Genomic DNA, 24,072 nt, shown 5'->3' with positions numbered 1-24,072 from the left:
TTCTTATTCGTATAGGGCGGCAAGGCGGTCTGCGTCTAAGGGGAGATCCCTGGCGCCGTCCTTGATGCCGGCAAGGATGGGAAGTCCCGTGAGTGCTTCCGTCATGGTCCAATTATCTTGCTGCATGGGATCGTTCTCATCCCAATGGTTAAAGAAGAACCCTTTTGCGCGGATACCCCGTTCCTTCAGATAACGCGCCGTAAGGACAGACGCATTGATGGTTCCAAGGCCCGCATCCGCCACAATGATGCAGGGGAGCTTCAAGGCAATGATTACATCTTCCAGCAGCAGCTTCTTTTCCGGTTCCCAAGAAAGAGGGCAAATAATACCGCCGCTGCCTTCCATGGTCAAATAGTCATGACAGACCAAATGGCGGGCATACGCTTCCTGGATCCGAACAAGATCAATGGGATCCTTGTTCCAGCGGGAGGCCAGATGGGGTGATACGGCCTCCTTATAGATATAGGTCACAAGGTCCCTTGGAGCTTCGGAAAGCCCAGCCGTCATTTTCACAAACTGGGCATCGCCGGGGATCAGCCCGCCGTCCGTTCCTCTTTCAGCCCCGCTCAGGGCCGCTTTATAATAGCTTCCATCATACCCGTGGTCCCTCAATTTCTTGACCATGAGGGCCGTCACGAAAGTTTTTCCCACATCCGTTCCCGTACCTGTAACAAACAATGCTCTTCCCATGTTCTTCCTTCTTTCTTTTCCTTTCTTACTTGATCCAAAGACCGATCCGGTAGGCCCGATCCCCTATGAGGGCGGCCACTGCGCAAATGACAAGGTCAGGGACAATCTGCAGCACCGCGCAGTACCAGAGCATGACCCCAAAAGTCATGGTGCTTTGCAGCAAATACCGGCTCACTGCATAAAAATAAGCGATGCCTACGGTGTAAACGATGACAAGACCAATGAGATGCGCTGTCAGCTGCTTTTTGAACGTAATCGGACCGCCGCGCCGAATGTACGTTCCCCCGATATAGGCCTGAAGCATGAAGGCCACAAGATAGCCGAAGGTCGGCTGCAGGATGTAGCTGGGACCGCCCCCAGAAGCAAAGACCGGCAGACCGACAAGGCCCATCACCGTATAGGTCAGGACAGCAAGTGCCCCTAAACGTCCGCCCAGCAAGGCGCCAGCAAGAAGGGTAGCCAAAAACTGCAGGGTATAGACCGTTGACCCAAGGGGAATACGGATGATGACGCCTATGGCAATAAGCGCCACAAAGAGGCTCGAGAGGACGAGTTCACGTAGATTTCTTGTTTGCATGGTTTCACCTCGATTCGAAATCCTTTTTACTCTACGGCGCCTTCCGTATTTAGTCAACCTAGTATTTTACTATAGTTAACGTATTAACCATGCAAAAGGCCTGACTAAAAAAATTCACGCTTCTTTTTTCCTGAAATCCAGCTCATCGATGATATAATGGTGACAGAAAAAAGTCCTTAAAAAGGAGTGATTCCCATGGACCTCAGAGCCTTTTTTGAGGCACATCCCCGAGTCGCCATTGCCTTTTCAGGCGGTGTGGACTCCACCTATCTCGTGACAGCCGCGGCCCAGTATGCCCAGTCTGTCCATGCCTATACGATTGATTCCGTTTTTGTCCCCCGCTTCGAGCTGGAAGGAGCCAAAGCGCTGACAAAAAAACTTGGTGTTGCCCATACGCTCCTTCCCATTGATGTCCTGCAAAATGAAACCGTTGTCCAAAATCCGAAAGACCGCTGCTATTTTTGCAAGAAAGCCGTTTTTTTCACCATTTGGGAAGCCGCCAAAAAAGACGGTTACGACCTTCTCCTTGACGGCACAAATGCCTCTGATGACGCTTCCGATCGGCCGGGCATGAAAGCCCTTGCAGAGCTGGACGTCCTTTCACCCCTGCGCCTATGCGGTCTTACCAAAACCTTGATCCGGGAAAAAAGCAGAGCCCTGGGTCTTCCCACCTGGAACAAACCTTCCTATGCCTGCCTTGCCACACGGATCCCTACAGGGGAACCGATCACAAAAGAAAAATTGGAACGGACCGAATGGGCGGAGACCTACCTCATGGGCCTTGGCTTTTCCGATTTTCGGGTCCGCCTCTTTGCTGGCTGTGCCAAACTGCAGGTAAAGAAGGCACAGCTCCCGCTTTTCTTGCAGCACAGGGAAGATATCCTTGCAATGCTCCGGACCCGCTATGACGGGGTCTTCCTCGATTTGGAGGTGCGCTGATGGCTGCCATTGAAAAGCTTCTTCAGCAAGTCAAGGAAGGAACCCTTTCCATTGAAGAGGCCTCCCTCAGACTGCGCAAGGCGCCCTTTGTCGATCTGGGCTATGCCCAAGTTGATACACAGCGGGGCCAGCGGCAGGGGGTTCCGGAAGTGATCTACGGAGCCGGAAAAACAGCCTTACAGATTGCAGGCATTGCCCAGGTCCTCAAAAAGGAAAGCGACGGTCCTGTCCTCATCACCCGCCTGTCCCAAGAAAAGGCCGACCAGATTCAAAAGACCCTGCCCCTTCATTACGAAGCGACGGGGCACATAGGCATCCTAGGCTCTTTTCCCGAGCCAACGGGCCATGGAACCATCCTGATCCTTTCAGCCGGAACAAGTGACTTTGCCGTAGCTGAAGAGGCCCGCTTCACAGCCCTCGCGCTCGGAAACCGGGTCAAAGCCATCCAGGATGTGGGTGTTGCCGGTCTTCACCGCCTCCTTAGCCATTTGGATGACTTAATGGAGGCTTCCGTCATCATTGCCATTGCAGGCATGGAGGGCGCACTTGCCAGCGTTGTCGGCGGCCTTGTCCGCTGTCCCGTCATTGCCGTTCCTACCAGCGTTGGCTACGGAGCTAACTTCAGGGGCGTCACAGCCCTTTGTGCCATGCTGACAAGCTGTGCCAGCGGCGTATCCGTCGTCAATATCGACAATGGATTTGGTGCCGCCTACCAAGCCCACCTCATCAACCATGTGAAAGGAACAAACTCATGAAACTTCTCTATTTTGACTGCTCTATGGGAGCCGCCGGTGATATGATCACGGCCTCCCTCCTTTCCCTTTATCCCCATCCGGAAGAAATCCTTCCTCGCCTGAATGCCATAGGCATCCCTGGCGTTACCTATACCCTTCTTCAAGGGGAAAACTGTGGAATTTCCGGACTCATGATGCGTGTCCTGATCGGCGACAAAGAGGAAAAGACCCTTGATGTCCTGGACCATGAAGCCCTTGCGGGCCTTTCCCCCGCAGACACTGTACCCTCTGGGGATGCGGGACATCATGATCACCATCATGCACATACACACCAGCATGAACATGGAGAACCTGACCATCACGGTTATCACAGCCATCACCATGCCCATCACAATCTGTCCGATATCAAAGCCATTGTAAAGAATCTTCATTTGACAGATGCCGTCAAGGCCGATGTCTTTGCTGTCTATGATGCCCTTGCCGAAGCCGAAAGTCGGGCCCATCAAAAACCGGTCTCGGAGATTCATTTCCATGAAGTAGGAAACCTTGACGCCATTGCCGATATTGCGGCAGCCTGCTACCTCATTCATGATCTGGCGCCGGAAAAGATCATGGCCTCTCCCATCCACATTGGTTCCGGCTTTGTCCACTGCGCCCATGGCATCCTTCCCGTACCGGCTCCGGCCACAGGCTACCTGCTCGAAGGGATTCCCATCTATGGCGGAACCATTCAGGGAGAACTATGCACGCCAACAGGGGCAGCCATCCTGAAGCATTTCGTCCAGCACTTTGGTCCGCTCCCTGTCATGACCACCAAAGCCATCGGCTATGGCCTCGGCCACAAGGTCTATCCCGTGGCCAATGTGCTCCGTACCCTTTTGGGAGAAACGGGGGAAAAGATCCGCAGTTTATGGCACCTCACCTGCCAGATTGATGATATGACAGGCGAGGAAGCCGCCTTTGCCATGGAAGCCTGCCGCAAAAAGGGAGCCCTTGATGCCTACATGACTCCCATCTATATGAAAAAGTCCCGTCCCGCCCTTGCCCTGACAGTCCTTTGTGAAGAAACGGACAAGGCCGCCCTTGTTCGGACGCTCTTTGCCCACACATCCACCTTGGGCGTCCGGGAATATCCTTTTTCTCGCTACGAAATGGAGCGTTCCATCCACTCCGTTTCCGTTGAAGGGAAGGAAATCCGTGTCAAACGGGCTTCAGGCTATGGGGTATCGCGAGAAAAGGCAGAATATGAGGACCTGTCACAGCTTGCCGCGGCTGAGGGAATTTCCCTCCGGCAGGCCCGGGAACGGGTACAGAAAGCTTTATGGCAGATGCGTCAGACAACAAAATAACGACTTGCATCAAAAAGCAAAAAAGCTGCGGAGCAAATGCTCCGCAGCTTTTTTGCAAGAATAAGACATCATCCGGTACCCCAGCGAAAAACAAATGGGGTTTGATGTAAGAAAAAGTTGCAGTCTGAGGACAGGGTTCGTAGGAAAGGAATCTATGTGGGTACAATTAGACAGGAAATGCCAAAGTGCCGGATGAAGAAAGCAGAATCAAGCCTATTTAGCCAAACGATACATGGCTTCGGCGTAAATCTGGGCATTTTTCATGAGGATCTCAATTTCCCAGAATTCGTTGGGGAGATGTTCACGGACCGTATCGCCCGGGAAAATGGGGCCAAAGGCAACGATATTAGGAATGGCCTTGGCATAGGTACCGCCGCCGATGCTCATAGCGCCGCCCGTAAGACCCGTCATTTCATGATAGACATCGAGCAGTGTCTGAACATAAGGAGTCTTTTCATCTACGTAGAGGGCACCCTTGTGTTCTTCACTGGTCAGTTCAAAACCGGCCTTCTTAAAGGTTTCGGTCAGTTTGGGGGCACAATCTTCGTAAGTCTTTGTTACAGGATAACGATAGTTGATCTTTACGGTCAGGTGCTCAGCATCCCCTTCAAGGATACCCATGTTGAAGGACAGTTTGCCCGACACTTCATCTTCCAGGCCAATGCCAATCTTTTCACCATAGGGATCCATCCCAATCTTATCAGCAAGGAAAGCCATCGCCTCTTTGAGGCCCTTGGACAAAGGAAAGTCCTTGATGCCAATGAGCAGCTTGCCAATGGCGTTTTCACCCAGTTCCGGATGGGAACCATGAGCTTCCTTACCGTGGGTCGTAACCTTGAAGCCGCCTTCTGTAAGTTCAACGGTCATTCCGTCTTTCCCGTTAAAACGGGAGACAAGCGCTTTGGCTTCTTCGCTGGGCGCGGCAAATTCCGCTTCACACAGGGCAGGAACGATGTTGTAGGCCGTACCGCCTTGGATACGGACAAGCTTGACCTCGCCATCCTGCGTGAAATGCGTCGTATAGTCGGCATTGACGATTCCTTTTTCCCCGTTGATGAGAGGATATTCGGCATCAGGTGTAAAGCCGCAGACCGGAACCTCGCCGCCTTTTTCCAGATAATAATCCATATCGGCAGCACCGGTTTCCTCGTTTGTCCCAAAGAGGATACGGATACGGCGTTTCAGGGGCAGGCCAGCATCAACAATGGCTTTCATGCCATAAAGCGCCGCAATGGCCGGTCCCTTATCGTCCATGGCACCGCGTCCATAGACGTTCGTGTCATCAATTTCACCGCTGTAGGGATCCTTATCCCAGCCTTTGCCTTCAGGAACGACGTCCAGATGGCCAAGGATGGCCACCATTTCATCGCCTTCGCCGATTTCGGCCCAGCCCATATAGTTATCCACGTTCTTGGTACGGAAGCCCATGTCTTCGCAGACTTTCAGCATATAATCAAGGCACTTGGCAGGGCCTTCACCAAAAGGCATGCCCGGTTTGGCTTCTTCCTGGACGCTGCGGATCTTGATTGCTTCCGACAGGGTCTTGAGCAGCGCTTCTTTTTGACGAGCAACGGATTCTTTGAGTTCCATCGTAATTCCTCCTCTATATGTCCATTCCAAAATGACAGGGCCGGAAAGAAAGGGGCGGCTGAAGGGCGCGTTCCAATCCACCAGTAGGCTTCAGAAAGGGAAGCTTACTCCCATCATAAAGGGGATTTCCAAAACTTCGTGACTCTATTGTATCCAGTTTTCAGAATTATGTCAATAATATCGTACCATTTGTAATAATATTGTTATTTTTCTTTCTTTTCCTTCTCTTTTCATCGAAACTGTCCACTTTTTTCAAAAAGGGCCGCTCGGCATCCTTCAAAAACCATCAAATACAGGGGATTAGCGAAAGTCTTCCCTCAATGTCCGCGAAGAAAAGACAAATCTTTTTCCTTTTTCTTTTATTTTTCTCTTTTCAGGAAAAACGAACCTTACAAAAAAAGAAGGACCTTTCCTGTATCAATTGATACGATTTTCAAGAAAGGCATTGTCAGAATTACCCTTTTTTAGGAAATTTTTACTTTAGCAAGGTACTTTGTGCTATCATGGAACGTATCAAAATAGGGCATCAGGACAGGGTCTTGAAGCCATCAAAAGGAAAGGAAGTCTATCATGAACAAAATCATCATGGAACAAGTCGCCAAACACCGCAAAGAAGCCGAAACCTTGGTCCGCACTTTTTATGACCATCCGGAGATTTCCATGGAAGAAAGCGCTTCCAGCCGTGCCATTGTCGATGCCCTTGCCCCCTATGGCTTTACCATTGAATATCCCTTTATGGCAAAGGAACTCGGCTATGATACAGCCTTTCGCGCCACACTGAAACGAGGGGAAGGTCCAAAATGTTCCATCATGGTCGAATATGACGCCCTGCCTGGCATTGGTCACGGCTGCGGGCATAACCTGCATGGCCCCCTGTCGGTCCTTGCCGGCATTGTCCTGAGTGAGCTACCAGAAGACGCATTTCACGGGACGCTCGAAGTCATTGGGACACCGGCGGAAGAAACCGTTGGTGCCAAACTCATCTTTGCCAAAGAAGGGGTCTTTGACGGGGATGCCCTTGCCATTATGATGCACAGCACGTCAGGCGGTATAAGCCGCACCAATACACAGGCTAACGCCCTGCGTGCCTACGAAATCACCTTTACGGGGAAAACGGCCCATGCAGCCGGCGACCCTTGGGATGGACATAACGCGCTGACCGCCCTGCGCAAATTTCTCGACCTGGTGGACGCCCGGCGGGATTCCTTCCATCCCTTTACCATTGCCAGCGGCATCATCACCGAAGGCGGCAAGGCCCCCAATGTCGTGCCTGATCGGGCCGCCCTTCGCTTTGAGTTCCGCTATCCTGTCAAACGGGAAATTGAACGCTTGGACCGGATCGTAAAAAACTGCGCCAAAGGAGCCGCCCTTGCCCTTGACTGCAGTGTGGAATTTGCCCTCGCAGGCTCTGACTTTGATGACATGGTGCGGGTTCCTCTTTTGGAAGAAAAGATCAAGGAACTCTTCACCTCCTATGGGGAACCTGTTGGTGACCCCCTGCCGCCGGGCGGATCGACAGATGCCGGCAATGTAAGCTACCGCTGTCCGACACTCCACGCCTACATCTCGATTTCGGACAAGGCCTGCCCCGGCCACTCGGCAGCCCTGCGCGACGCCACCATAACTCCTCACGCCCTGGATCAAATGGCCAAAGGGGCTGCCGTCATCGCGGAAATGGTCCTTACCGTATTTAATGATGCCGGATACCGTGCGGCCGTGCAAAAAGAATTTGAGCAATCCGTTACAGGAAAGGAAGGATAAGCGATGTCTGAAGAAACCGAAAAAGCCCCTGACCAAAAAAGTTCCCGTTGGGCCCTCCCCCATGTTTTTGTCCTGCTGTTTGGCATTATTGTCTTTGCCGCCATCATGACCTGGATCCTGCCAGCAGGTGACTTTGACCGCGTCACCAACAGCACGGGGCAAAAGATTGTCCAGGCCGGTACCTATCATCTTGTCAAAGCCCATCCGGTCGGCTTTTTTGAAATGTTCAAATGTATTTATCTTGGTATGAAGGACGCCGCGCCGGTCATTCTTTTTCTCTTCATTGCCTACGGCTTCATTGGCCTCATCATTGGCTCCGGTGCCTTTGATGGGCTTGTTGCCAAACTCCTGCGCGTGGTCCGCGGCAGGATGCGGGTCCTCATCATTCCCCTTTTCATGACAGTCATCAGCTTTGCCTCCTCAACAGTGGGAATTTCCGAAGAGGCCCTGCCCTTTATCCCGATTTTTGTGGGCATCACCATTGCCATGGGGTATGACGCCATCGTTGGCCTGGCCATCGTTTCCTGCGCCACGGCCATCGGCTATGCGGGGGCCTTCATGAACCCCTTCACCGTAGGGACGGCCCAAGCCATTGCGGAGCTTCCCATCATGAGCGGCTCAGGCTTTCGGATCCTCTCCCACCTGGCCATGATTGCAGTGGCTTCCCTTTATACCATTCGCTACGCGCTCAAGATAGCCAAGAACCCCCAAAAGAGCCTTGTCTACGGGGCCAAGAATGAATTTGCCATCACGGAGGAAGAACTGCAGAAACATGCCTTCACCTTCCGTCATGTCCTCATCCTCCTTGTCTTTTTCGCCGGGGTCATCGCCTTGGTCTATGGGTGCAAATATTATGGCTGGTACTTTACGGAACTATCCGCCCTCTTTATGATCATGGGACTCATTTCCGCCATTCTTGTCGGCTGGAATCCCAACCAGATTGCCCGCAGCCTTGAAAAAAGCTTCCGGGACATTTCGGCAGCCTGCATGATGATTGGCTTTGCCCGCGGCATCCTCATTGTCATGCAGACAGGCCATATCATGGACACCTTCGTCTACGGCATGTTCATGCCCCTGTCCGCGCTGCCTCAGCTTGCCGCTGCGGAAGCCATGCTGATTGTCCAGACCCTCCTCAACTTCCTCATCCCCTCCGGATCCGGACAGGCCGTTGTTTCCATGCCCATCATGGCCCCCTTGGCCGACCTGCTCGGCATGAGCCGCCAGCTTGCCGTCCTCTGCTTCCAGTTTGGTGACGGCCTTTCCAACATCATGTGGCCCACAACAACGCTTCCCATTGCCTGCGGCATTGCCGGCGTTTCCATGATGAAATGGTGGAAGTTCTTTACTCCGCTGTTCATCATGCTCGTCGGTGTTCAGGCCATCATGGTCGCCATCGGCTTTGTCATTGGCTACTGAGTTTTTTAGTCAGCCCAAAAATCGAGCTGATTTGATGAAGAACGTAAGCCCATTGCATTAAGAAAGATAAATCCGAAGCAATGGGCTTACGGCATATCGCAGAACGGCCTGTCTCACGGCTAGTGATAGCGATCACTTAGGCGCGTCCTCTTTTAACCACGTGCCGTTACTTCCAGCCCCAGCTCATCAAACAGGAAGCTTTTTGCAGTCTTTGGCCCATCTGAACCGAATTTACAAAAAAACAAAGGAAATGAAAGACCTAAAGGGGTAAAACCAAAACCATGACGTACTTTCCTCAAACGTCCTGACAAAAACACATTTCTTATCCATAAAATAGGCAATGTATAAAAAGAAGCTGTGAAGAAATAAATTCCTTATTTCTTCACAGCTTCTTTTTTCTCTCACGATTCTTCCTGATGGACAAGGATATCACGGACGCTTTTCATGAATTTGGCTCGGGGCAGCATCACAAAGTGACCGCAGCCCCTGCATTTGATGCCAATATCCATGCCCGTACGGGTAATCTCCCATTCATAGGAGCCGCAGGGATGCGCTTTTTTCATGCGTACGATATCTCCAATATGGAGCGCAACATCATCCTTCATGGCCTGCCTCCACTCTCAAGGTTGAAACTTCCTTGATATCATAGCCGGCATCGCGGATCCGTTCCACAATATCCATGGCCTGCGTAAGATCGGCGCGGATCGTAACTTCTCGTTCATCACCAGCAAGCGTCCGGGACAGGATTGAGATGATGTTTACCCCCCTTTCCGTAAAGATCTGGGACAGTTCGGCAATGACACCAACTTTATCATTCGTATCGATGACGACCTTCGTCGACGTCTGGTTATACCCCATGATATCTACAAAAGCCTTGAAGATATCCGTATCGGAAATGATGCCCGCAATATGGTTCGTTCCGTCTACAACGGGCAGGGCCCCTACTTTATGGGTATACAGCAGGTATGCAGCGGTTTCGACGCTGTCCGATTCCCGGACGGTCCAGACGGATTTGGTCATGATATCGCTGACCTTTAGTTTCCCCAATAGGTAATTGGCCTCATACCGGTCCAGCACACTTGCATCGCTCGGCGTAGCCCGGGAAACATCCCCGTCCGTAACGATACCGATAAGGAGTCCTTCCTTATCGGTAACCGGGATGCGGCGCAGGTTATTGTTCAGCATCAGTTCCCGCACTTCCAGAAGACTTTGGTCACTGCGGATGGAGATCACTGTCGGTGTCATGATTTCTTTTATGCGCATAGCGTTTCCTCCTTAGCCCCCCAGGTAGGCCTTGCGGACGGCCTCACTGGCAGAAAGTTCAGCCGCCGGTCCACTGAGGGTAATGCGCCCCGTTTCAAGGACGTAGGCGTAATCGGCAATGGACAGGGCCATATTGGCATTTTGTTCCACGAGGAGGATGGTGGTCCCTTCCTCGTTGATGGTCTTGATGATGGAAAATATTTCCTTGACAAGCAGCGGGGCAAGGCCCATGGACGGTTCATCCAGCAGCAGGACGCGGGGCCGTTCCATCAAGGCCCGCCCCATGGCAAGCATCTGCTGCTCGCCGCCGGACAGGGTGCCCGAAAGCTGGTTCCTTCGTTCAAACAAACGGGGAAACAGCTCAAAGACCCTATTTTTGTCCTTTTCAATAGCGTCCTTATCCTTGCGGAGATAAGCTCCCATATCGAGATTTTCCATAACGGACATATTGGCAAAGACGTGGCGCCCTTCCGGCACCTGGACGAGACCGGATGCGACAATCTGATGGGCCGGTGTACCGGCAATTTCCGCCCCGTCAAAAAGGATGCTGCCTGAGCGGGGTTTGATGAGCCCTGAAATCGTATGGAGCGTAGTCGACTTGCCGGCACCGTTTGACCCAATGAGGGTCACAATCTGCCCATCTTCGACTCGCAGGCTGATGCCCTTGACGGCATGGATAGCGCCATAATAGACTTCCAGATCCTTGATTTCCAGCATTATGACACCTCCTCACCTAAATAAGCTTCAATGACCCGTTTGTTGCGGCGGATTTCATCCGGCGTCCCATTAGCAATGCAAAGGCCATACTCCAGGACATAGATGCGCTGGCAAACCCCCATAACAAGGCCCATATCATGCTCAATCAATAGGATGGCCAAATGAAAATGATCACGGAGCCAGCGGATCATTTCCATGAGTTCCTTCGTTTCCTGGGGATTCATGCCTGCCGCCGGTTCATCAAGAAGCAGCAGCTTTGGTTCCGTCGCAAGAGCCCTTGCAATCTCAAGGCGACGTTGGGCCCCATAAGGAAGGTTCTTGGCAAGGTCATAGGCATGGTCTTCCAAACGGAAGATTTTGAGAAGTTCCATGGCCTTTTTCGTGACCTCATCCTCTTCCCGGACATATTTACGGGTCCGGAAAATGGCCTCAGGAAGATTGTACCCGATATGCATATGATAGGCAATCTTCACATTATCAATGACGGGCAGCTCCGCAAAAAGCCGGATGTTCTGAAACGTCCGGGCCATCCCCAGCTGCGTTACCTGGTAGGATTTCTTGCCATTGATGCGGACCCCATTAAAGGTAATATCCCCTTCGGTCGGGACGTAAACCCCCGTAATGAGATTAAAGACCGTTGTCTTGCCGGCCCCATTCGGTCCGATGAGACCGATGAGTTCGTGCTCGTCAATATGCATGGAAAGGTTCGAAACGGCGCGCAGTCCACCAAAAACGATGGAAACATTATCAAGATCGAGGAGGCGTTTTTTATCTTCTGCTGTCATGATTTGTTTCCTCCCTTCTTGAAACGTTTAATCATAGCAAGGGACAGTTCCTTGTCACCAAACAGGCCTTGGGGCCGATAGAGCATGAGGACAATCATAGCGAGGGAATAGATGAGCATGCGCCATTCTGGAAAATCAGAAAGGGCCGCCGAAATAAAGGTCAGGACAATGGCACCCGTAACGGACCCCGTCATGGAACCAAGACCGCCCAGGACCACCATGGTCAGGATGTCAAAACTTCTCATGAAAGTAAAGGATGCCGGATGGGCAATGAAGAAATAGTGGGAAAAGAGCACGCCTGCGGTGCCGGCAAAAGACGCGCCGAGCGTAAAAGCCATAACCTTGTAGCGGGTCGTATCGATGCCCATCGTATCAGCGGCAATCTCATTTTCACGGATGGCAAGGCAGGCCCTGCCATAGGCGGAATTCTTGAAGTTCTTGATGAAAAAGAGGATTGCAATCATGAGCCAGAAGGCCAGAGGAAACGTCGTCAGGCGGGGAATCCCCATAAGCCCCGATGCGCCGCCGACATACTCGATATTGAGGATGCAGATGCGGATGATTTCACCAAGGCCCAAGGTCGCGATTGCCAGATAGTCCCCATTAAGACGCAAGGTCGGCAGCCCAACAAGAAAACCCAAGAGGCCCGCGGAAAGGGTGCCTGCGATAAGGGCAACGGGCATATCGAAGCCCAGTTTGACCGTCATGATGGCTCCCATATAGGCGCCTACCGCAAAAAATCCAGCGTGTCCAATGGAAAACTGTCCCGTATAGCCGTTGATCATGTTAAGACTCGTCGCCAGGATGATGTTGATGATGATAAGAACGAGGTTCAGTTCCCAGAATGCCCCAATGATTTCCATCTCCAAGAGCACATAGAGTACGGCAAAGATAGCGGCACAAAAACCAAGTTTTTTCAGATCTTCTTTGAGAAATACGTTCATCGTGCCACCTCCTTATACTTTTTCACGGACATTCTTGCCAAAGAGCCCTTGCGGTTTGTAAAGCAGGATCACAATAAGGATGGCAAAGGCAGCCGCATCGCGGAACGTCGAGGAGATAAAGCCTGATACAAGGGCTTCCACAATACCCAGGATGATGCCGCCCACCATGGCCCCAGGGATGATTCCGATCCCGCCAAGGACTGCCGCCACGAATGCCTTGATGCCGGGTGCCATTCCCATAAGAGGATCAATGGAATTGTAATAGATCCCAACCAGAACGCCGCCGGCAGCGGCAAGGGCTGAACCCAGGGCAAAAGTCATGCTGATGACACGATCGATATTGATGCCCATCAGACGGGCCGCATCAGCGTCAAAAGAAACGGCGCGCATGGCCTTGCCGATTTTTGTATAATTGACGATATACGTCAGGGCCAGCATAAGGACAATGGTGCTGCCAAGGATGATGAGCTGCTGGCTATTGATCACAAGCCCCCCGACATTGTACACAGACGCGGCAAAGTCCGAAGAGAACGTACGCGGCTGCGGTGATGCCAGAAGGATCATGCCGTTTTCAAGAAAAAAAGATACGCCAATGGCCGTAATGAGGATAGCAATGCGGGGTGCATTGCGCATCGGCCGATAGGCAACGCGTTCGATGAGCATACCGACAAGGGCTGCCCCCGCCATCGCGATCAGGAGGGACGGAAAAAAGGGCAAATGAAAGACCGTTGTCGCAATATACCCAATATAAGCGCCCACCATATAGATATCACCGTGGGCAAAGTTGATGAGCTTCAAGATTCCATAGATCATAGTATAGCCCAGCGCAATCAGTGCGTATATACTGCCCAGGGACAGACCATTGATGAGCTGCTGCAGCAGTTGATGCATAAAACCAGATTCCATTGACATGGCCTCCCTTTTTTCATAATGGCAGCGGCAGAACGAGTCTGCCGCCCTATAGATAGATGAGTTCATTCAGGGATCGACTTTCGCACGGAAAGTTTGTTTTCCCTCTTTTAATTCAATGATGACCGCCGATTTGTTTGGGTTATGGTCAGCGCCAAAGGTCATGATCCCGGAAACACCGGACAGGTCCATGGTGTTCCCGGCCCCTTTGGAGCCACATCCTGCCCTAGGACCGGTAAGCACCCGTCCTGCTGCCAGCATCCGTAACCCGCGCCTTCCTGCTTTCATAGGAATCCCCCCATCCAGCCCTGCTTTGCTGCCTTGCTCATGGGCCATGTATGTAAAAAGCGGGTCCCGAAGTCCTGCATGTTTCTAAGGCTTCGGGACACCGCTTTTTCTGGTGATTCCATGGGCGCTTCCCACGGCTTGTGTCCCTGTCTGATATGCTGATTATCCGTTGATTTTCTTTACGAGGGTCTGGACGCCGTCCTTGAGTTCAAGGATCAGGGCCGTCGTAATCGGATTATGATGTTCATCATAGGAGAACTTCCCATTGGCAACTTGGAGGTCCTTGGTCTTAGCAATGGCTTCCGCCAGCTTCGTGCCGCCTTCACCCTTGGTTTCTTCCAGGGCATGGAAGAGGACCAGACCGGCATTGTAGCCTTGGAGGGCAAAGACATCAGGAACCTTGCCGTACTTTTCCTTATAGGAATTGATGAACTTCTGGACGCCAGGATCCTTATCCTGTGCAGTGTAGGCACTGGTGAAATAGGTCTTGTCCGTGCTTTCCTTGCCTGCGATTTCAACCAGTTTCGGGGAATCCCAGCCATCAGAACCTAAGAGCGGAGTCGTGATTCCGACTTCACGAGCCTGCTTGATGATCTTGGAAACTTCTTCATAGTAACCCGGGATGTAGAGGGCATCGGGGCTTGCAGCTTTCAGCTTGGTGAGGGCAGCCTTGAAGTCAACATCCTTGGACAGGAAGGCTTCCTTGGCCACAATCTGACCGCCATTTTCCGTGAAGGTCTTTTCGAAGACTTCAGCCAGTCCCTTGGAATAGTCACTGGAAGAGTCATTCAGGATGGCAATCTTCTTGAGCTTCAGATCCTTTGCCGCAAATTCAGCCATGATCTTACCTTGGTACGGGTCAATGAAGCAGGCACGGAAAACATAGGGTTTAACTTTGCCATCCTTACCAAGGGTAATGGCGGGAGCCGTTGCGCACGGTGCGATGAGCGGCGTCTTATTGGCCGTCAGGATGGGTTCGGCCGCTGCAACAGAACCGGAAGTCGCCGGTCCGACAACAGCTGCAACCTTATCCTGTGTAACAAGCTTTGTCGCGGCATTGCCTGATTCGGAAGGCTCTGACTTGTTATCCGCTTGGACAACCTCGATTTTCTTACCGTTTACACCCCCCTTGGCATTGACTTCATCAACAGCCATCTTGAACCCATTGAGGGTGGAAGTTCCATAGTTTGCAACGTTGCCGGTCAATTCGAATAGGGCGCCGACCTTAATGGTATCTCCGCCGCCTGATTTACCGCTCGATTTGCCGCAGCCCGCCACAGCAGCTGCGACCAGGGTGGTCATGCACACAGCACCCACCACTTTTTTCCATGATTTCATAATAAACACCTCCATTGTTTGATCCTTGCTGGCAACTTTGAGGGAAACTGGGCTGGATTCCTTGTCGTCCTCCGCTCTCCGTGAGCCTTTCCCTTGTTCGTCTATGACCGGCCAAACAAGATATAACTTATTATATACAACGTCACATTTTTGTCAACATATTTTATACATAAAAATAGCGTTTTTTAAAAAACTATCTTATCAATCTTTACATAATCATCATTTTGTCCTTATTTTATAGACTTTTGTCCGTTTTATAAATACAACATCATGCCCAAAGCAAATTGACCAAGAATAAAAAGGACGAAACCGCTCATGACAGCCTGAAATAATCGGGTAGGATAAACAAGGCCTGTCGACCGTTCCTTTTCCGTAAGTCCGTCAATGCGTAAGGCCACGGCAAGCTGGGGCAAGGCACTTAAGAAAAGGAGCATGCAGCCCGGCTGCCAATAAGGGGTAAAAAGGACGATATAAATGGCATAAATAAGGTACAGCATCCGGACAAGGGATAGGAACAGATAGAGGATGATGTCCTTCGACAGGATGATCAGCCGAACCCCTTGGGCCCGCTTCCGCCATAGATTCGGAAGCCATTGGTGGTAGTAATAGACCTTACGGTAATGAAAAAGAAAGACCAGTTCCATCAAGAAAAAGAAAGCAGGAATGACATACATATGAAAAACTCCTTATCGATTGAGGAAGGCGCTGACTGCTGGAGAAAGCAGAAAGGCAAAAAGAAGGGGAATTTCCAAGGAAAGAAGAAATCCGTTGACAAAGCCCAAGATCGCTGCTGGGCGTCCAGCACACTGGAGCAGGATGGGCATCGTTGAATCCATGCTCGTCGCGCCTCCGACAACGACAAGGGGCAAATGGCAGAAACGGGCAAGCAGCGGAATGCCAAGGATGGTCAGCAATTCCCGCAGGGCATTGGCAAGAAAGGCCAGCGTCCCCGTTTCGGTTCCCACAGCAGCACTAAGCAGGACGGATGACAGACTATACCATCCCATGCCGGCACTGACAAGCAGGGCATCCTGAAAAGACACCCCTACCAGGTGCCCCATGATCAGTCCACCGCCAAGACTGCCCACATTCGTTGCCAAAAGGACAAGAAGGGATAAGCCCAAAGTCCTAACCGTAAGAAAGCGGCGTACAACCTGACGGCTGCTGCCAATATCGGCCCCCGCACAAAAGACCATGACAGCAAGAGCCGTCATGAGAATGGTATCAAGAAGGGGTTTTGCTGTTGGCGTAAGAAAAAAGCGGCCAGTAAAAAAACCTAGGAAAAGGGCGGAAAAAATGATTCCAATCATGAGTCATGGCTCCTTTCCCCTTCTGATAGGAGGCGGGTAAAAGCTTCCCGATGAAGCCGTCCGACAAGGGCCATGAGACAGAAAGAACCCACCATGCCGCCAAGACAAAGGAAAAAGGCATTGCGGCCAATCAGGGGCAGGGCTCTGATGACCGCTTCGTCACAGCCAATCTTGGCAGCAAGGCAAAAAATCATGATAAAAAGGCAGATTTTCGTAATCACGCCAAGGGCGTGACTGACCGAACTTGTCATACGATCTGAAAGCCCCAGGATAATTCCCAAAGCCAAAGTAAACATCAATTCCAGCATGCTTGGACTCCTTTTCCTCCAGACGTATCATTTCCGAAGGGTTTTGATTATTTTTTCATTATTATTGTATCGTATTTAAGGAGGAAAAGAAAGGAGCGCCCCACTCTCCCGGAGGAGAAAAAGAGAAAAACACGCCAATTTTCATGTGACTTTCATGTGAGGTGCCTATACTCGTAGCACAGCAGGGAAATCATACCGTTATCCCCGCATAAGGAGGTTCCTATCATGGATATGATGCAAGTAAAGAAAACCGTTTCCAAAAATGTAGCTGCCCTCTTGGTCATGGGCATGGCTGTAACCATGGGTGCCGGCATGACGCAGACAGCCGAAGCCGCCGCTTTTGATCCCAATCATCCCGCCACCATGCAGCAGAATGAAGATCGGCGCGCACCTCAAGCCAAAGAAAAGACCCAGAAAAAAGATGTCAAAAAGGTTCAAAAAAGAGAAGCAGAACGCCGCAAAGACGCATTGAAAGACAAGAAGAAAGCACCCAAAAAGGAAAACCAGAAAGACAGCAAGCGCTTTAATAAGAAAGACAAGCAAAATGACCGCAGCAAGGATAACAAGCGCTCCAACGATAACGCATCTGACAAGCGCCCCACCCTGTATGGCCGCATCTGATGCGAAACAAACCAGACCGCGTCAGAGGAAACGGGAAATAGGGGCTATGAAATCAGCGTCCCCGTACAAAAGGCCCATCCGATTCAAATGAACCGGATGGGCCTTTTTTCGCAAAGTTTATTTGTCCTGTATAAACCAGCCGTAATCTATGGTCCTCCTAAACAGATTTTTTATCATCCTTTTTTCAGATTGCCTAACGATTACGGATCCAGTTTTCGCATTTGACAGATTCACGGTCAGATGCCAACGATTCCGATAAGGGCCGCGACTGCCAGCGTGATCCAGCTAAGGATCCACAGATAAGGCGTGCAGAACTTCAGATGTTCTTTGATGCTGACGCCGGCAAGACCGCAAAGAAGGAACGTCGTCGCGTTATGGGGCGTGACAAGGATGGTAAAATCCTTGCCGATGAGCATGGCCATGGAAATGTCATGGGCACTGGCGGCAAATTTTTCACCGACACCCAGGACAAGGGGCATGAACCCAAAGAAGAAAGAGTCCGTGCCCAGCATCATGCCGATGGGACCCGACAAGGCGCCAATGAAAATCGGCAGATGGGACCCTATGGCCTGAGGCATAATACCAATGAGCATGTTTGCCATGGCATCCATCATCTTCGTATTCTTGAGGACGCCAATAAAGACCCCCGTCGTCAAAAGGATCATCGGCGTCGACAGAGCGGCAGCCGCGTGGTTGGAAACGGCTTTTGCCTGGGCCTTGGCGCCTTTAAAGTTGATGGCAAGGGCAAAGGCAAGGCCAATCATGAAGGCTCCATAAAGAGGAATCTTCGTCAGGCACATAAGCAGGATGACACCGACCGTAACAAGGGCATTGATCCAGACAAGTTCGGGGCGCTTCATGCTGTCCGTCTCTCCGTGGCTGCCATCATCGGAATTAAGATTTTCCGTAAGTTCAGCCGCTTTGCCCGTCGGGTTGATGCCGGCGCCACGCGCCTTTTCAAGCATGCCCAGGTAAGCAGAAAAAGCAAGAATCAGGATAATGCCAAGACCTTGAAGCGGCAGCAGTTCCTGCCAAATGGCGTTCACGTCGCGCCCTGTCACGATGGCTGTACGAGCGGTCGGTCCTCCCCAAGGGACAAGGTTCATGATACTGATGGCGGCGGCAATGATACAGCAAATAACAACTGGACGGATATGAAGCTTTTTGTAGATGGGCAGGACAGCGGGAACCGTAATAAGCATGGTTCCTGCCGTGGTTCCGTCCAAATGGGCAACCGTAGCAATGATGCCCGTTGCCATGGTCACAAGGACGATGTTGTTTCCTGCTCGTTTGACAAGAAAATTCACCAAAGGATCAAACAGCCCCACATCATTCATGATGCTGAAGTAAACGATGGAAAAGAGGAAAAGGACGGCCGTACTCATGGTCGTCGTAACCCCTTTCTTCATGAATTCAAAAATCTGAGCTGGCGTAAAGCCACAGATGAGGGCGGCCACAAAAGGCACGGCCACAAAGATGACCATAGGACTGACCTTCCCTGAAATGAGAAGGTAGACGACGAGAAAGATCATCGCAAACCCAACCAAACCTAACAGCATAATTCATTCTCCTTTCTCTTTTAGGAAGCATTTCCCTGCTTCCTGGTGCAAAGCCGCGGCCGGCAGCTTCATGTATCTGATAAGAAGCAAGGCTTCCTTATCTTTTTACGAAGGACCATATTTATTTTTTGGAAGGTCCGCTATATAATGAAATTAGCTTTTCCGATATTTCGGCGGGGTTTTCCATAAAGGAAAATGAATCCTGCTGCCATAGGAGGTGAACCCTCATGGATGATAAGGATTTTCTTCTTATCAAGACCCTTTATGAGGAACAGAACATTACCCATACAGCCAAAAAGCTCTTTATTTCCCAGCCTGCCATCAGTGACCGGTTAAAACGGCTCGAAGCAGAATTCGGCTGTCAGCTTTTCATCCGCCAGCCCCGAGGAATCCTTTTTACCAGTCAGGGGGAGATGCTGGTCCAATACGTCAACGAAGCGGATGAACGCTATCAAAAAATCCGCAGCGCCCTGGCAAAGCCCGTGGGAAAAGCCTTTGGTTCCCTTTCCATCGCCTGCTCCAACGTATTTGCCAAGTACCACATGCCAAGCCTTTTGAGCGAGTTCAAGAAAAAGTACCCTGCCATCGACATTTCCCTCAAAAGCGGCTTTAGTACGAACCGTTACAAGGATTTTCTCGAAGACAGATTCCATGTCTGCATCATTCGGGGCGAACACAATTGGTCAGAGCACAAAAAACGGCTGCTCCGTGATCCCCTCTGTGTCTTCAGCAGGGATCCCATTGATCTCAAAAAACTGCCCCGCTTGCCCTTTGTCCATTATATCACCGATCCAGCCTTGCAGCTGGTCATGGATGATTGGTGGTACGCGCATTACAAGGAGCCGCCCCGCATCACCATTGAAACAGATGCCATGGATACATGTCTCAAGATGGTCCGTCAAGGCCTAGGAGTCACCATCCTGTCCAAAAGCTGCGGTCAGGAAATGCCGGAGCTGTCCATGACGACGCTGACCACACAGCGGGGAACGCCCCTCCTGCGCGACACATGGATGTATTACCGAAAAAATTACCAATTGGTTGAAAGCAGCAAGCTCTTTATTGATTTCATGAACCAAAAGTTTGGCATCAAAGAGTAAACTTCGACACCATTATTATAAAAAATTCTGTATTTAACGACAAATACAGAAAGGCTGTCCCTATCCATCGAAAAATCCGATGAATGAGACAGCCTTTTTTGCTTCTTTCTAAAGAACCGTCATGACATCAGACAGATCCTTTTTGGGAACAAAATAATCCCTTTTTTCATCCACATAATAATCAAGTTTCCCGCTTTCCGGCACAGGGACCACGGTACTCTTGTGGGCTGGATAGCCAAGGGCAAGACAAAGAAGAATCTCTTGGTCTTTTTTAAGGCCAAGGATTTCCTGGATGGCTGCATGGTCAAGGGCAGCGAGGATTGCCGACCCGACGCCTTCACACATAGCGCAGTACGCCATGGCATCAACAGCAATGCCTGCGTCGACTAGGCTGAGGGGGGAAGCGTCCTTGGGGCGTACCAAGAAAATGAGGGCAACAGGTTCCTCTCCTTTTTGGGGTGTCCCGATTTCCTTGGGAAGGGCCGCAGCCCAATGAAGATGAGGCAAGAGAGCGGCAAGGGCCTTTGAAGAAGCTGCTGCATAAAAGGACAGCACCTGTCCATTCCGTCCGCAGCTCCTTTTATGGGCAATCCCCACCAAATGGGAAAGAAGCCCTTCGGGAAGCGGTTTCTGCAAAAAGCGCCGATAGGTCCGACATTTTTCAAAAAGGAGTTCCTGCTCTTTACGCATCATGATGAACACGCCCTTTCTTTTTTTGGCAGTCCGTACAATATCCATATAGCGTCAAGTCATGGCCTACAATATCAAAATCCGTCTTTTTTGCGAGGTCTTCGCTAAAGTCGTGAAGCGGGCAGCCATGGATATGAATGACCTTGTGGCACCCCAAACAAATCAGGTTGTGGGTATGGCTCATCGTAAAAAGAAGGAATCCGGCCTTCCGCGACTGGGGCATCTGGACCTTTTCCGTGATCTTTTCATCCGTAAAGGTCTCCAACGTCCGATATACGGTGGAAAAGTTGAGGCTCGCCCCTTCCTTCACCAGGGCTTCATAGATTTCATCGGCCGTCAGGACTTCCTGCCGGCTGAGAAGAAGACGCAGGACCTTGAGACGGGGCTGGGTCAATTTCAGGCCATATTGACGGATAATGTCTTCTGCCTTGAGGGATTCATTCACTGCCGTTCACCTCCTTGAAGATGGTCCCGAATTTCCTGATAGATGAGGACGGCAATCAGCAGGATAACAGAAAGCATGGCTGTAATCCCACCGGGGGCCGCTCCCAATTCATAGGAAATCACAAGACCGCCCATGATATCGATAAAACTAAAAATCACCGAAAGCAGCAGCGTCCGGTTAAAGCCTTGCCTCAGCTGCAGGGCCGTTGCCACAGGAAGGGCAATGAGGGAACTGATGACAAGGATGCCAACGATGCGGATGGAAACGGAAATGGTAGCCGCCACCAAGAGGGAAAAGACATAATTGATGGCCCGTCTTGGCACACCGGAAATACGGGCCCCATCTTCATCAAAAGAAAGCATGACAAGCTGGGGATAAAGCCCCCATACGGCAAGGACAGAAACAAAAGTCAAGGCCCCTACAAGATATACTTCCTCACGGCCAACTGTGAGGATGCTCCCAAAAAGGAAGGAATCGATATTTGCCTTGACAAGACCTGAACTCACAAGCGTAATGGCAAGCCCCACAGAAAAAGACATGACAATGACGAGGGTCAGCTCTGCATAACGGCGGAACCGTTCCCGCAGGGCTTCAATCAAAAGGCCAAAAAAGGAGGTCATCCAAAAGGCCCCCATGATGGGTGTGGATTTAAAAAGAAGTCCCATGGCCACCCCTGCAAGGGAAGCATGGCTCAATGCATCCCCAATCATGGAATAGCGGCGCAGAACAAGAAAAATACCTATGAGCGGACAGAGCAGGGAGATCAACAGGCTCACAACGAACGCATTCTGCATGAAGGTATATTCAAACATGGGAACCGCCTCCATTATCTGCTACATATTCCGCAAGATACTCTTCGGGCGTGCAGAAATGGCCCCGGCCTCCCACCATATGAAAGAACGTCGATGCATAGTGGGCGGCATAGCGAAGATTATGTTCCACCGTAATCACGGTAACCCTCTTTTTTTCATGAAGCTCTGAAATCAAGGGATATAGGGCCTCCTGGGAACGCAGGTCCATGCCCGTCGACGGTTCATCCAAGATGATAAAATCCGGATTGCCAAGGAGGGCCCGGGCCACAAGGACACGCTGGAACTGCCCGCCGGAAAGGGCACCAATCAAATGATCGTGAAAGTCTTCCATGCCAACTTGTTCCAACGCCCGCTGCTCTGCCTCAACATCCTTGAGCTTGAGGAGCCGAGCCTGGAAATGGAGCAGTTCGGCCACGGTCATGGGAAACTGCTTATTGATAAGATCAGTAGGCTGCGGGACATAAGCCGCTTGACGGAAGGTGGACGTGAGGGTCCCGTGAAGAGGACGCAGGAGGCCCAGCATGATCTTTATGAGCGTACTCTTGCCGCTGCCATTTTCACCGACAACCGCTACATAGTCCCCATCATGGACTTCCATGCATAAATCCTGAAGGAGAAGGGGTCCCTTTTCATAAGCAAAATCAATATGGGATAATGAAAGCATGGCTCAATCCTTTCTAAAAAAGCGCCTTGAAAATCAATCAGTACCAAGAAACCCGTTTGTTGTCTTCCTATTATAGAAGGATGCCCATAGAAATGCAAGGCATTTGCAACTATTGACGAACGAATCCGACCATGGTACAATGAATTCGTTATTGCAAATAGTTTGCAACAAATTAAAGGAGGTACCATGAAAAAATTCATTCTTGCAGCCTTTCTCATTCTCGGTCTCCTGGCCTCAGGATGCGGCAGTGCGCCTGCCGAAAAAAAGGCGGATGAAAAACTCACCGTAGTTGTCAGTTTCAATGCGATGAAGGAATTTACGCAGGCAGTGGGCGGCGACGCCATCCACGTCGTTTCCTTGATTCCCGAAGGCACAGAGCCCCATGGGTTCTCCCCCACAGCCGATCAGATGAAGACCCTGCACAATGCCAAGCTCCTCATCGTCCATGGTCTGGGAATGGAACCGTGGGCCCAGAAAATTGCGGAAACATCAGGAAACCCCAATCTGGTCGTTGTCGAAGCCTCTAAAGGCGTCACCCCCATTCCCTTGGAAGAAGAGGAAGATGAGGACGGTCACGAGCACGGCGCTGAGGAAAAGGAGTCTCACCACCACGGGACCTATGATCCCCACGCATGGCTCAGCCTGACGGCCGCCCAAATTGAAATCCAAAACATTGCCGATGCCCTATCCCAAGCCGATCCCGCCCATAAAGAAACCTACGAAAAAAATGCCGCTTCCTATAAGAAACAGCTTCAATCCCTTTATCAGGAATACCAGCCGCATTTTGAAAAAATTGGCCATAAAGACTTCGTTGCCGGTCATGCGGCCTTTGGTTACCTTTGCCGGGATTTTGGGCTCCATATGGACAGTATCGAATCTGTCTTTGCCGAAGGAGAACCAAGTGCCAAACAGATGGCCCGTCTCCTGGATTACTGCCGCGCCAGAGGCATCAAGACCATCTTTACGGAATCTGAGGTCAATCCCAAGACCTCGGAAACCCTGGCCCGGGAAATTGGGGCCAAAACGGTTCCCATCTACACCATGGAAACCAGCGAGAATGGAAAAGGCTATCTGGAACGGATGAAGGAAAACCTCGCCCATATCGAGGAAAGCCTGCGCTGACCGATTGAGTAAAAGGGATTTCCAAAGGGAAATCCCCACCTCTCACACCACCGTGCGTACTGTTACCATTTGGTACACGGCCCTTGCCTAGTTTTCATAAACGTGCTTGTAATAGCTCGTCATGGTTATGTAACCAAGACGGGC

The 24,072-nt window shown here is 51.0% G+C and carries 27 protein-coding genes; 8 read left to right on the top strand and 19 right to left on the bottom strand.

All coding sequences use genetic code 11. The features are described from left to right. Positions 1-3: 3 nt before the first annotated feature. Positions 4-690, bottom strand: a complete 687-nt coding sequence (gene bioD, locus QZQ08_RS03540) for a dethiobiotin synthase (RefSeq protein WP_296327959.1) — start codon at positions 688-690, stop codon at positions 4-6. Between the two features lie 25 nt (positions 691-715). Then, positions 716-1,267: a biotin transporter BioY gene (locus QZQ08_RS03535; RefSeq protein WP_296327957.1), complete on the bottom strand. Its 552-nt coding sequence runs from the start codon at positions 1,265-1,267 to the stop codon at positions 716-718. A 195-nt stretch (positions 1,268-1,462) separates the two neighbouring features. Between QZQ08_RS03535 and larE the strand changes: the two genes are divergently transcribed. Genes larE through larC form a run of 3 tightly spaced genes read left to right on the top strand, consistent with a single transcriptional unit; the run spans position 1,463 to position 4,289 of the window. After that, positions 1,463-2,206: an ATP-dependent sacrificial sulfur transferase LarE gene (larE, locus tag QZQ08_RS03530; RefSeq protein ID WP_296327955.1), complete on the top strand. Its 744-nt coding sequence runs from the start codon at positions 1,463-1,465 to the stop codon at positions 2,204-2,206. Further along, on the top strand, positions 2,206-2,961 hold the full coding sequence (larB, locus tag QZQ08_RS03525) for a nickel pincer cofactor biosynthesis protein LarB (RefSeq protein WP_296327953.1): 756 nt from the start codon (positions 2,206-2,208) through the stop codon (positions 2,959-2,961). Before larE ends, larB begins: the two co-directional genes overlap by 1 nt. Continuing rightward, positions 2,958-4,289 carry a nickel pincer cofactor biosynthesis protein LarC gene (gene larC / locus QZQ08_RS03520; RefSeq protein WP_296327948.1) on the top strand — a complete coding sequence of 444 codons (1,332 nt, stop codon included), beginning with the start codon at positions 2,958-2,960 and terminating at the stop codon, positions 4,287-4,289. The genes larB and larC overlap by 4 nt, the downstream gene beginning before the upstream one ends. Before the next feature lie 213 nt (positions 4,290-4,502). Here the strand turns inward: larC and pepV are convergent, their stop codons facing one another. Next, positions 4,503-5,879: a dipeptidase PepV gene (gene pepV / locus QZQ08_RS03515; protein WP_296327946.1), complete on the bottom strand. Its 1,377-nt coding sequence runs from the start codon at positions 5,877-5,879 to the stop codon at positions 4,503-4,505. A 570-nt stretch (positions 5,880-6,449) separates the two neighbouring features. Between pepV and QZQ08_RS03510 the strand changes: the two genes are divergently transcribed. Further along, positions 6,450-7,640, top strand: coding sequence for an amidohydrolase (locus QZQ08_RS03510; RefSeq protein WP_296327943.1), 1,191 nt, complete (start codon positions 6,450-6,452; stop codon positions 7,638-7,640). Positions 7,641-7,643: 3 nt separating this feature from the next. Continuing rightward, a complete protein-coding gene (locus QZQ08_RS03505; RefSeq protein WP_296327940.1) occupies positions 7,644-9,056 on the top strand; it encodes a YfcC family protein in 1,413 nt (470 codons plus the stop codon). 401 nt (positions 9,057-9,457) lie between these two features. Here the strand turns inward: QZQ08_RS03505 and QZQ08_RS03500 are convergent, their stop codons facing one another. The 11 genes from QZQ08_RS03500 to QZQ08_RS03450 all read right to left on the bottom strand — a co-directional run bounded on the left by QZQ08_RS03500 (position 9,458) and on the right by QZQ08_RS03450 (position 16,918). After that, entirely contained in the window at positions 9,458-9,661 is a 204-nt protein-coding gene (locus QZQ08_RS03500; RefSeq protein WP_296327938.1) for a DUF951 domain-containing protein, read from the bottom strand. Further along, positions 9,651-10,319 (bottom strand): CBS and ACT domain-containing protein, encoded by a 669-nt coding sequence (locus QZQ08_RS03495; protein ID WP_296327934.1) that lies wholly within the window; start codon positions 10,317-10,319, stop codon positions 9,651-9,653. Before QZQ08_RS03495 ends, QZQ08_RS03500 begins: the two co-directional genes overlap by 11 nt. A gap of 12 nt (positions 10,320-10,331) precedes the next feature. Then, positions 10,332-11,036, bottom strand: coding sequence for an ABC transporter ATP-binding protein (locus tag QZQ08_RS03490; protein ID WP_296327931.1), 705 nt, complete (start codon positions 11,034-11,036; stop codon positions 10,332-10,334). Next, positions 11,036-11,821, bottom strand: coding sequence for an ABC transporter ATP-binding protein (locus QZQ08_RS03485; RefSeq protein ID WP_296327928.1), 786 nt, complete (start codon positions 11,819-11,821; stop codon positions 11,036-11,038). The genes QZQ08_RS03490 and QZQ08_RS03485 overlap by 1 nt, the downstream gene beginning before the upstream one ends. Beyond that, positions 11,818-12,765, bottom strand: coding sequence for a branched-chain amino acid ABC transporter permease (locus tag QZQ08_RS03480; RefSeq protein WP_296327924.1), 948 nt, complete (start codon positions 12,763-12,765; stop codon positions 11,818-11,820). The genes QZQ08_RS03485 and QZQ08_RS03480 overlap by 4 nt, the downstream gene beginning before the upstream one ends. A 12-nt stretch (positions 12,766-12,777) precedes the next feature. Further along, entirely contained in the window at positions 12,778-13,671 is an 894-nt protein-coding gene (locus QZQ08_RS03475; RefSeq protein WP_296327920.1) for a branched-chain amino acid ABC transporter permease, read from the bottom strand. A gap of 72 nt (positions 13,672-13,743) precedes the next feature. Beyond that, positions 13,744-13,962, bottom strand: coding sequence for a hypothetical protein (locus tag QZQ08_RS03470; protein ID WP_296327916.1), 219 nt, complete (start codon positions 13,960-13,962; stop codon positions 13,744-13,746). A 162-nt stretch (positions 13,963-14,124) separates the two neighbouring features. Further along, complete coding sequence (locus QZQ08_RS03465; RefSeq protein WP_296327914.1) at positions 14,125-15,300, bottom strand: ABC transporter substrate-binding protein; 1,176 nt, start codon at positions 15,298-15,300, stop codon at positions 14,125-14,127. Positions 15,301-15,554: 254 nt separating this feature from the next. Further along, positions 15,555-15,974: a hypothetical protein gene (locus QZQ08_RS03460; protein ID WP_296327910.1), complete on the bottom strand. Its 420-nt coding sequence runs from the start codon at positions 15,972-15,974 to the stop codon at positions 15,555-15,557. A 12-nt stretch (positions 15,975-15,986) separates the two neighbouring features. Next, positions 15,987-16,610: a lysine exporter LysO family protein gene (locus tag QZQ08_RS03455; RefSeq protein WP_296327907.1), complete on the bottom strand. Its 624-nt coding sequence runs from the start codon at positions 16,608-16,610 to the stop codon at positions 15,987-15,989. Beyond that, the gene (locus QZQ08_RS03450) at positions 16,607-16,918 is read right to left on the bottom strand and encodes a LysO family transporter (protein ID WP_296327904.1); all 312 of its coding nucleotides are present in this window, start codon (positions 16,916-16,918) and stop codon (positions 16,607-16,609) included. Before QZQ08_RS03450 ends, QZQ08_RS03455 begins: the two co-directional genes overlap by 4 nt. Before the next feature lie 225 nt (positions 16,919-17,143). Here QZQ08_RS03450 and QZQ08_RS03445 point away from each other — a divergent pair, with 225 nt between their 5' ends. Then, positions 17,144-17,539 carry a hypothetical protein gene (locus QZQ08_RS03445; protein ID WP_296327902.1) on the top strand — a complete coding sequence of 132 codons (396 nt, stop codon included), beginning with the start codon at positions 17,144-17,146 and terminating at the stop codon, positions 17,537-17,539. 236 nt (positions 17,540-17,775) lie between these two features. On the opposite strand, the gene QZQ08_RS03440 is transcribed toward QZQ08_RS03445, so the two are convergent. Further along, on the bottom strand, positions 17,776-19,098 hold the full coding sequence (locus tag QZQ08_RS03440) for a CitMHS family transporter (RefSeq protein ID WP_296327899.1): 1,323 nt from the start codon (positions 19,096-19,098) through the stop codon (positions 17,776-17,778). 227 nt (positions 19,099-19,325) lie between these two features. Here QZQ08_RS03440 and QZQ08_RS03435 point away from each other — a divergent pair, with 227 nt between their 5' ends. After that, entirely contained in the window at positions 19,326-20,195 is an 870-nt protein-coding gene (locus QZQ08_RS03435) for a LysR family transcriptional regulator (protein WP_296327896.1), read from the top strand. Positions 20,196-20,303: 108 nt separating this feature from the next. Here QZQ08_RS03435 and QZQ08_RS03430 read toward each other — a convergent pair whose 3' ends face one another. The 4 genes from QZQ08_RS03430 to QZQ08_RS03415 are packed head-to-tail and all read right to left on the bottom strand — an operon-like array spanning position 20,304 to position 22,806. Continuing rightward, positions 20,304-20,888: a nitroreductase family protein gene (locus QZQ08_RS03430; protein WP_296327893.1), complete on the bottom strand. Its 585-nt coding sequence runs from the start codon at positions 20,886-20,888 to the stop codon at positions 20,304-20,306. After that, positions 20,878-21,330, bottom strand: a complete 453-nt coding sequence (locus QZQ08_RS03425; RefSeq protein ID WP_296327890.1) for a Fur family transcriptional regulator — start codon at positions 21,328-21,330, stop codon at positions 20,878-20,880. Before QZQ08_RS03425 ends, QZQ08_RS03430 begins: the two co-directional genes overlap by 11 nt. Then, complete coding sequence (locus tag QZQ08_RS03420) at positions 21,327-22,142, bottom strand: metal ABC transporter permease (RefSeq protein ID WP_296327887.1); 816 nt, start codon at positions 22,140-22,142, stop codon at positions 21,327-21,329. Before QZQ08_RS03420 ends, QZQ08_RS03425 begins: the two co-directional genes overlap by 4 nt. Beyond that, positions 22,135-22,806 carry a metal ABC transporter ATP-binding protein gene (locus QZQ08_RS03415; protein WP_296327883.1) on the bottom strand — a complete coding sequence of 224 codons (672 nt, stop codon included), beginning with the start codon at positions 22,804-22,806 and terminating at the stop codon, positions 22,135-22,137. Before QZQ08_RS03415 ends, QZQ08_RS03420 begins: the two co-directional genes overlap by 8 nt. Before the next feature lie 186 nt (positions 22,807-22,992). Between QZQ08_RS03415 and QZQ08_RS03410 the strand changes: the two genes are divergently transcribed. After that, entirely contained in the window at positions 22,993-23,928 is a 936-nt protein-coding gene (locus tag QZQ08_RS03410; protein WP_296327880.1) for a metal ABC transporter substrate-binding protein, read from the top strand. Positions 23,929-24,072 lie beyond the last annotated feature (144 nt).

Origin of the sequence: uncultured Acidaminococcus sp. (assembly GCA_900538365.1) — a bacterium.
In the GTDB taxonomy this organism is placed as follows: Bacteria; Bacillota; Negativicutes; order Acidaminococcales; family Acidaminococcaceae; genus Acidaminococcus.
Note: the sequence above shows the minus strand (reverse complement) of the source record. Positions and strands in the feature narration are given on the sequence as shown.